At 62.5% G+C, this 8,965-nt stretch carries 4 protein-coding genes; all 4 read right to left on the bottom strand.

Annotation, left to right across the window (positions count from 1 at the left end; genetic code table 11):
• Window positions 1-18: 18 nt before the first annotated feature.
• A complete protein-coding gene (locus ACPQ6D_RS12100; protein ID WP_423224579.1) occupies window positions 19-783 on the bottom strand; it encodes a segregation and condensation protein A in 765 nt (254 codons plus the stop codon).
• A 25-nt stretch (window positions 784-808) separates the two neighbouring features.
• Window positions 809-5,020, bottom strand: coding sequence for an N-acetylmuramoyl-L-alanine amidase (locus tag ACPQ6D_RS12095; protein ID WP_423224578.1), 4,212 nt, complete (start codon window positions 5,018-5,020; stop codon window positions 809-811).
• Window positions 5,021-5,300: 280 nt separating this feature from the next.
• Window positions 5,301-7,142 carry a hypothetical protein gene (locus ACPQ6D_RS12090; RefSeq protein WP_423224577.1) on the bottom strand — a complete coding sequence of 614 codons (1,842 nt, stop codon included), beginning with the start codon at window positions 7,140-7,142 and terminating at the stop codon, window positions 5,301-5,303.
• The gene (locus ACPQ6D_RS12085; RefSeq protein ID WP_423224576.1) at window positions 7,139-8,911 is read right to left on the bottom strand and encodes a DEAD/DEAH box helicase; all 1,773 of its coding nucleotides are present in this window, start codon (window positions 8,909-8,911) and stop codon (window positions 7,139-7,141) included. Before ACPQ6D_RS12085 ends, ACPQ6D_RS12090 begins: the two co-directional genes overlap by 4 nt.
• Window positions 8,912-8,965: the final 54 nt, after the last annotated feature.

The raw sequence follows: 8,965 nt of genomic DNA, 5'->3' as shown, positions 1-8,965 counted from the left end.
TCGTTCAGCGTTCCTCGTTCAGCGTTCCTCGTTCAGCGTTCCTCGTTCAGCATTTCCAATCGTGATCTCGCCAAACATGGCCGTCTGTTCGACGCGCACTTTGCGCTGTTTCATCAATTCGAGCACGGCCAACAGGGTGATCACGATTTCTACGGCGGAGTTGGCAGTCTCCAAGAGGTCAGTAAAATAGACGCCGGTCGTGGTGGGCGCCAGCGCACGCACGCGTGCCATGATCAGGGCGATCTTGTCGTGAACGGTGAAAGGCAGCGGCGTCACCACGGCTCCCGCCGGTTGGCTGGGCGGCAGGCTGATGAGCGCGCGCTGGACTGCCTTCAGCAGCGCGGAGAGGTTGCCTTCGCCTGGCCCAGGCGGCCGCACGATAACCGGCGTCAACGCGCCCCGCACGTACATCGGTTGATGGGCTGCTTCCTGCTGGCGCAGATCTTGCGCGGCCAACTTGAAACGGCGGTACTCACGCAGCTGCTGCGCCAGCGTTTCGGCCGGGTCTTCCTCATCAGCGACAAGCGCGGGCGGTTTGGGCAACAGCGCCCTGGACTTGATCCAGAGCAGTTTTGCCGCCACGACCAGGAAATCGGCCAGCGCATCGCCCTGGGTGTCATCCACGGTTTCCTGCAGCTGCCCCAGGTACTCCAGGTATTGACCAGTGACCTGCCCCAATGAAACCGCCGTGATGTCCAGCTCGTCGCGCTCAATCAGGTGCAGCAGGAGATCGAGCGGGCCTTCAAAAACGGGCAGCGCGACACGGTAATCTGTAATCTCCAATCTTCGATCTCCTCTTCAGTCTCCCCTACCCCGCCACATCGAAGGCTCGGAACCTGCGCCCGCTGTCGGCCAGGCTGTCGAGCTGACGCTTGGTGTCGGCAAAGTCAGCGCCCGCGATGCGCTCAACTTTGACGCCCGCCGCGCGCAGCTTGTCTTCCGCATCGCCAGGCGTGCCGCCCGGTCCGCCGACGATGGTGACATACTCCGCCAGTTTAGCCTCGTCGAGCGAAAAGCCCACGGTCGGGTTGAAGCGCCCAATATACTTCGCGGCGCTCTGATAGTCAGGCTCGGCCCAAGAGGTTGCGCTGCGCCACCACAGCAGGAGATAGTGGCGAATGAACTTCGCCGGCGCAGCGCTTTCGCCGCTCTGCCGGCTCTGAATGCGCTGGAAGAGGAGTTTCTTCCACTGCTGGCCGCCTGTCCACTGATTGCCAGGACAGGCGGTCTGTTGATCGGGCATCTCCTTGTGCCCCATGATCTGGCTGTTGGGCACCTTGAGTTCCTGCGCCAGCCAGGCGATCAGATGCGCGCCGCGCTCGATCTGAATGGGCGTCGGCGGCACATCGGTAAAATTGCCTGCGAAAACAACGCCCATGCTGTAGTTGTTGTGGCCGCCGGTCTGAAAAGAGACGGTTTCCAAATCGTTGGTCTGATAGAGCACGCCATCTGCGCCGACAAAGAAGTGGTAACCGATGCCAGGCCAATCACGGCTGTTGACGTGATAGGCTGCTAACCGATCCGGCCCGACCTCGGCCGGCGCCGCAGTGTGGTGAACCACAATGTGCGTGATGGCCGACCGCGGGCGTTTGCCATACACATTGCCCGGTTTCGTGCTCACGGGCAGTTTATCCGCCAGGTACGTAAATTCCGGCTTCTCGATGCTGCTTGGCCTAGGAGGGCTTGCGCCGCGCAGCAGGTCCTGAATTTGTTTTTGCAAAGCCGCCGTCTGCTGCTGCAGCGCGGCCTTGTCCTGCTGCAGCGCGCCCACCTGCTGCACCAGCGGACTGACCTGGCCTTGCAATGCGACCACTTGTCCCTGCAGCGTCTGCGCCTGCGCCTGCGCCTGAGTCAGCGCGGTTTGCAGGCGGGCGGCATTCTGCTGCGCTGCGGTCAACTGCGCCTGCGCCGCGGCCAGCGCCGCCTGGGTGCTGTTGAGCGTGGCTTGCGTGTTGGCCAGGCCAGTCTGCGCAGCGGCCAGGTCCTGCTTGAGGCGCGCATTCTCGGCGCGTAGGGCGGCTGTGTCGGCGTCGCCCGTGCCTGCGTCGCCAGGCGGAACACTAGCCTGCACCGCCTTGATCTTGGCCACCAGTGTATTCTTGTAGGCCGCGCCCTGCAGCCACTGCGCGCCAGGCGACGCGGTCGCGACGAATTCGCTCACGCCCTTGAGCGCCTCGATCGGCAGCTTGAACTGCTGCAAGAGCCAGGCGCACAGCCGCGCGCCGGCGTCGAGCTGCGCCTCGGTCGGCGCGGCGGCGTTGAAGTTGCCGGCAAAGCAGACCTGCACGCCAGTGAAAAGCCACGCCTGCTGGTCGTCCACGCTTTCGGTCAGGTTACCGGTCTGCAGAATGGCGCCATCGGCCAGAATGTAGTAATGGTAGGTGATGCCGGGCCAACGGTCCATGTGCCGCTGCGCAATCCGTTCCACCGGCACCGTTGGATCGACTGCCGTGTGATTGATGACCACCACCTTGACCTGCGCCAGATCGCGTGACTTGAAACCCGCTTTGCGCGGGAGCTGCGCAATCACATCCTTGACCGCCGGCGCGGGCAGCAGGCCTGGGCCGCGCGGCCCACCGCCGGCCGCCAAAGCCGCGGCCAACTGCGTCCGCAGGTCGTCTGCCTCCATCTGCAAGCCGATGATCTGGCCGTTCAGCTCATCAACCAGGCCGTCCTTCTCCTGCACCTGGCGCGACAGTGCGTCCACCTGATCTTGCCGCGCCTTGATCTGTGCTGCCAGGCTGGCGACCTGGGCGTTGAGGCCATCAAGCTGCGTCTGCCGCGCCTGCAGCTGACCGTTCAAGTCTCTAACCTGATTGCGCAGCGCCTCCAGTTCCGCGCTGGAGGCGGGCGGCGCGCTGCCGCCGACCGGCTTGATCGCCTGAATCTTGGTTAGCAAAGTCTGCTTGTAATTCTGACCGCTCAGCCACTGACGGCCAGGGGAGCCGGTGACGATGAACTCACTGACGCCCTTGACCGCCTCCAGCGGCAGCTTCAGTTCCTGCAGCAGCCAGGCTATCAACGCCGCGGCGGCATTCAGCTGCGCCTCATTCGGCACCACGTCGGTAAAATTGCCGGCAATGGCAATGTTGACAGCGTTGTAGATATAAGCGTCGGTCCGCGACACGACCTCGGTCAGCGGGTTGGTTTGCTGAATGACGCCATCCATGGTGATGAAATACTGGTGGACGATGGCCGGCCAGCGTTGACGGTGCGCGGCAGCGACGCGGTCGGCGCCAACCTCGGGCCGCACCGCCGTATGGTTGAGTATGACGGCCTGAATGTCGCTCAGCGACCGCTGAACCATGGCGCCGGCATCCCGCGGCAGGGTGTTGGTGATGTCCTGGATGGTCGGCGGCGGAATCCGTCCGCCAACGACGTTGTTCCGTCCAATCTGGTCTTCCAACTGCTTGATGCGCGCCTGCAGCTGGCCGATCTGCTGCTGCGCCTCCAGCGCCTGGCTGCCCACGAGACGCAGACGCACGTTATTTTGCGCGAGTTCAAGCGCCACACGTTGGAAATACTGCGTTGGCAATCCGCTCTGCGTATCCTGGTATTGTTCGGTGATAGGCAAACCAGCCACGTCCAGCCCAAAGCGCCGGAACCAATCCAGGAAGGGGCCGCGCACGGTTTTGTTGGTTTCGGGGAAAAACTGCTCGCTGGACGGCCGCGCGTCGGGCGCCGCATTGACTTGCACAGCTACGCTCAGCGGCTGACTGCCCCGCGTGCGAAACCAGGCGATGCCTTCCTCCACCAAGTCCCAGCGCAGCGTATATTTGCCGGCCTGTGTAGGCACAGCCAATTTGGCCGCCGAAAAGACAACTTCTCCGGCGGGAGGCACATCGTTGGGCAGTTCGGTGCGCAGATCGCCGTTGGTGAACGCCACCTCGGCGCCGCTGGCGTCCAACCAGTGATAGCCCAGGCGCACAGGATTGGCGCCCGCCTTGAGCCAGGTCTTGCTGCCGTCGTTGCGTACACGCAAGGTGACAGTGACCACGCTTGCCGCGGTCAACGTCGCAGGGATGGTGTAGTCAACAAAGCGCGCCATGACCTCGGGTCGTTTTGCGAGCTTGTCAGGCCAGGTGTAGCGCCACTTGATCGCCTCACGCAGGTCTTCGATGACGCCTTGTTTGCCATCAATGCCCCAGCGGTCGCCGGCGACCTGCGGCCAGCGATACAGAATCAACGCGCGAATCACCTGGTTGCCGGGCTGGCGGTTCCACCAGTCAATTTCGCCGTAGGCGCGCTGCACCCAGGTGGTGTTACGATTCGTCCACGGAATGTCGCCCTGGTCCGTCTCGGTGATGTAGCAGGGGAGGCTGCGCATGGAGGCGGGCACCGCATTGAGGAAATCCTGGTACACGCGAAAATTGTAGCGGCGATTTTGGAACGGCGGGTTCATCGTTACTTCGCTGGCAACCAGGTTGGGGTCATCGCCGTGGGTGTAGGCGTGCAGGCTGAAGCCGTCGCAGTTGGTGGGGCCGAGGAGTTTGAGAATGTCGGCAAAATAGACCACCCAATCGCCATTGGGGTTGCCGGGGTAGGTCGTCGAAGGATTCCAGGGCGCCACGCCGCCCACGATCACCTGGGCCTGCGGCTGCACCTGGCGAATGGCGTCACGGCAAAGGCGGTAGCAGCGGGCATACAGTTCGGGCGTGATAGACTCGCCCGCCACGCCGCCGGCCCGCTCCACCGGATGATTCATCTCGTTGCCGATGATCCAGATGGTGCAGCCGCGCGAGCCTTGCACGAAATTGGCACAGCGCCGTGCAAAATCGGTGTGACGATCGGCGCGGGGAAGGGTGCCGGCCGGTTCATAGCCGTTGTTGAGGCGCACCATCACGCCAAAACCACGGTTACAGTAGCTGCTGTAGTCGCGTCCGCCCCGGTCGTTGGGGTCTGTCCCAATGGCTTCGGTGAATAATACCCAACCTTTGGCGCCGGCCTGCTCCATCACCCACTCGCCGCCAGGCTCGTGGAGGCCATAGATGAAATCAGATTGACAGGAATCGCTGGGCATAGACGCTTGCTCCCCGGCGCGAGGGAACGCCGCTGTGATGAAATGTCCGATGAAATCGTCGCCCCAAGGCGGAAGCACTGGCGCACATTATACACGAATGTGGGCGGGATGTCGAACAATTCAGCGGGCGTCGAGGAATTCCAAACGTAGCACACATCCAACCACAAAGAACACAGAGAGCACAAAGAAAAGGCAGATCAGGCGCAAGTTGGCAGCTTCTTTCGTTCTTTGTGATCTCTGTGGTCAAAAACCAGGCCACATTTGGAACTACGGGCGGGCGTCAGCGTTGGCTGCGTCGGCGATCGAATTCCTGGCGCGCGGCGGCCAGCATCACCTCACGGCGCCAGCAGGAGGGCAAGCTGAAGATCGGTCGTTCGATCATCCGCTGGTCGTTGCCCACGTAAAGATAGTCCACGCGCTTGGGAGGTAGGAAGTATTCCTGTCGTAGGGCGACAAGAAATTCTTCGACCTGTTCCTGGATCGCGGCTGCGGCGGCCGGGCGGTAGATCCAACCATTGGCCGGGCAGGGAGACTTCTCGCAGTTGCATGCAATGCGAATGCCATCAGGCGTCAGGTCAATGGCGCGCGTCGCCAACACGCGGCTGGTTGAGCGCATCACGAAAGCCACGATGTGCGGGTCATCCTCATAGATCTCCACGTGAAGCTTCACCGCTTTCAGCGTAGGCGCCGCGGGGACTGGAGGTGGTGTGGGCTTGTTGGGCGCGGGGCGCGCACGCGGGGCGGGGCTGCGCGCTGGGGGCTTGGTTTGGGGTTTCGGCGCGGGTGCGGGAGGCGGCGGCGCCTGGGGGCGAGGAGTCGCGGCAGGCGCTGGCTTCTTCAGTGTCAAAGGCTGACCAGCGGCCCCATGACACAGCGTCTGATGCTCGGCGCAGGTCCCGCGGCCGCATTCCGGGCACACGTGCAGGCTGGCGCGACAGACGGGCTGCTCACACACTACGCACACCCGCATTTGATCAGCGCACAATTGACAGTAGGTGCGGTTGCATTCGGTGCATTGAGGGGCCAGGCAGCGGCGATGCGCGAGATGGCCGCCTGTGCACAGGTGGAGATCCTCGCCTGGTTGCCCACAAACGTCGCACACCAACGGCTCCAAGCGATGGATGAGTGGGTTCCAAATGGCATAGCGGGTCACCGTGACGCGGCGATTGGCAATAGCGATGGGCAGTATGATCTTGGGTTGGATGGTAAGCAGAACGTTGATGAGATCCAGCTCGACTCGAATCTGGTGGCGGGCCAGGCTGTCAGCCAGCTTGGCGCTGCGTTCTGCGGCCAGGGCTTCGAGTTTGGATTCGGCGTTTCGGCGCCGCTCGACCTCGGTTGTCTCAGTTCGCGCCAGGCGCTGCTTTAGGTCATGTTCCAGGGAATCGTAGTAGTCTTCGAGGCGCGCCCGATCCAATTCAAGGAAGCGCTGCGTGCGCGTGTGCAGGGCTGCCAGCCGATCGGTCAGGAGGCCTTCAGCCGCGGCCACGGCGCGAGAGAGCAGCGCGTGCAAAGTGGCAGGCGCTAACACGTCGCCCGCGCCTTGCCAGCGGGGCGGCGCCACCGTCATGTGCGAAAACGTCGTTTCAGCCTCGAAGGATACCAGGCGGTCCAGCAGTTCGGCATCGTGCACGGCATACCCGCCCTGCACATCGAGCACCACAGAAATGATCTGCTCTTGCTTCTCATCGCTGAGAAAAGTGACCTTGAAATTGAAGCGCAGGTAGTGGTGCAGTGCAGGCTGCTCGACCGCGTCACGCAGTGCGGCAAGGCGAGCGTTGGGGAAGCTCCAGGATTTGACCGCCACGTCGAAGAGCCCCCGCTTCTCCAGCCGCACGTGGTTGATCGCCACCTGGGCATAGCCAACTTCATGCGTCAGGCGATCTGCAATCGCCTCCACCAGCGGATGGTTGACAGAGATGCGTTGGGCTTCAGCGTCTGCGCCGGCATCGAACGTCAGCTTGAGATAGGACTCGACGCGCAGGGCCGCCGCCAGCTCGTCAGGCAGCAGCACCTCATGTACACCAAAGGCTGGCGCGGCCGCCACGCTGCCTTCGTGTTCGAGGTAACCCAGCACAAAGCGCGCCAGGTCGAAGTGCTCTGACGTCCTTTGTTCGCTCATTCGGAGTTGAAATCCTCCCCGAACAAGGCTTCATCGTATTCCTGGGCATGCTGGTAAGCGGCGCGCGCTTTCACCAAGTCTTCGCCCAATCCCGTCATGCCCTGCTGCAGGTCTTCGCGCGAACGCGCCTGCGTCCAAATGTCCAGGATGATCTCCTCGAAATCGCGTTCATCACCCATCTGACCCAGGATCATGTCCACCTCGCCGATGACCAGCTCGAACATGTTCAGTTTGTGATCCAGGATGTCCAATACAAAATCCTCGATGGTGCCTTCGGCGGCCAGGTTGAAGATGTCCACGGGGCGGTCCTGGCCCACGCGATGAATACGGCCGATCCGCTGCTCGATGCGCATGGGGTTCCAGGGCAGATCAAAGTTGACCATGACCCGGCAAAATTGGAGATTGCGCCCCTCACCCGCCGCTTCGGTCGAGAGCAGGATCGGCTGCTTATCCTGAAACTCTCGAATCGCCGCATCCTTCTGCGCGGCGCTGAGGCCGCCGTGATAGACCACACAAGGCATGTTCTCCCCACGCAGGCGCTCCGCCAGCATCTCCTGGGTGGCGCGGAACTGGGTAAAGAGTATCACTTTATCGTCCCGGCCCCCGGCCATCTGGGCTGCCAACAGCTTGTGCAAGGCGTCGGCCTTGGCCGTTCCGCGGATCGTTTCAGCCTGTTCGACGAGACGCAACAGGGAGGTCCGGTAGGGCGACAAGGATGCAATCTGGGCCAACGACCGCAGGGTGGAAAGGGTTGCGGCCGCGCTGCTGCCCGCCTCGCGCAGCAGGGTCAGCACGCCAAAACGGTGCGCGGACGTGATCTGATCTTCCATCATGCGGCGGGCCAGGGTGGTGATGCCATCATAGAGGGCTTGTTCGTCAGCGTGCAGCTTCAGACGAATGGTGTGGGCGCGCCGCGGCGGCAGCTTGAGGCTGATCTGGCCGCGCGTATGGCGCACCATCACATCGGCCAGCAGCTCTCGCAGCAGCGCGCGGTTCCTGGGCAGACGAGGATCGCCGCGCGCAACAAACTGTTGGCTGAACTCCTTAGGACTCTTGAGTTGGCCCGGCTTGAGCACGGTGACCAGGTTGTGCAGTTCCGTGAGCCGGTTTTGTACGGGAGTCGCGGTGAGCAGCAGAATGTACTTCTTCTGCAGCGCGTTGACAAGCTGCCAGGAGGCCGATGAGCGGTTCTTAAGATGATGCGCCTCATCTACGATCACCAGGTCGTATTCCTTGGCCGTGATGGCCATGGCATGTTCGGCCCGACGCGCAGTGGCCAGCGAGGCAATGACGTGGGGATAGTGTTCCCAGGCGCCCGCGCCCAGGCTGCGGAAGTCAGGGCTGTTGCTGGTGACAAAATCGGTCAGGTCGAACTTGACCGCCAGCTCCTCCTGCCACTGCTCCACCAGGCCCGGCGGGGTCAAGATCAAGACACGCGACACCATCTGGCGCAGCAGGTATTCCTTCAGCACCAGCCCGGCCTCGATCGTTTTGCCCAGGCCCACCTCGTCAGCCAGCAGACCGCGGCCCCGGAAACGCCGCAAAGCGGTACGTGCGGCGCGAATCTGGTATTCGAAGGGCTGGAAGCGAATCGCTCCGAGCACGAGGAGTTCCTCGAACCCGGTCACCAATTGCAGATGAGCGGCCATCAGCTTCAATTGATAGAGGGCCAGGTCCGCATGCTGGCCTTCGACCATCCCGGTTACGGGACGCAAACGAATCTCAGGACGAACCGGCGTCAGGCTCGATGAATCCTTGTTTTGTGCCATACCAGCGTATGATAACTGGGTTCCAAGCCCCCGTCAAACCCGGACATGTGGCAA

The sequence above is a fragment of the Candidatus Amarolinea aalborgensis genome, from assembly GCF_900491745.1.
Lineage (GTDB): Bacteria > Chloroflexota > Anaerolineae > SSC4 > Amarolineaceae > Amarolinea > Amarolinea aalborgensis.
The sequence above is the reverse complement of the archived record's forward strand: the minus strand, read 5'-3'. Positions and strand labels throughout refer to the sequence as shown.

Bases quoted from the DNA above. Each gene is read 5' to 3' on its own strand.
- ACPQ6D_RS12095 (WP_423224578.1), bottom strand. From the start codon at position 5,020: ATGCCCAGCGATTCCTGTCAATCTGATTTCATCTATGGCCTCCACGAG.
- ACPQ6D_RS12090 (WP_423224577.1), bottom strand. From the start codon at position 7,142: ATGAGCGAACAAAGGACGTCAGAGCACTTCGACCTGGCGCGCTTTGTG.
- ACPQ6D_RS12085 (WP_423224576.1), bottom strand. From the start codon at position 8,911: ATGGCACAAAACAAGGATTCATCGAGCCTGACGCCGGTTCGTCCTGAG.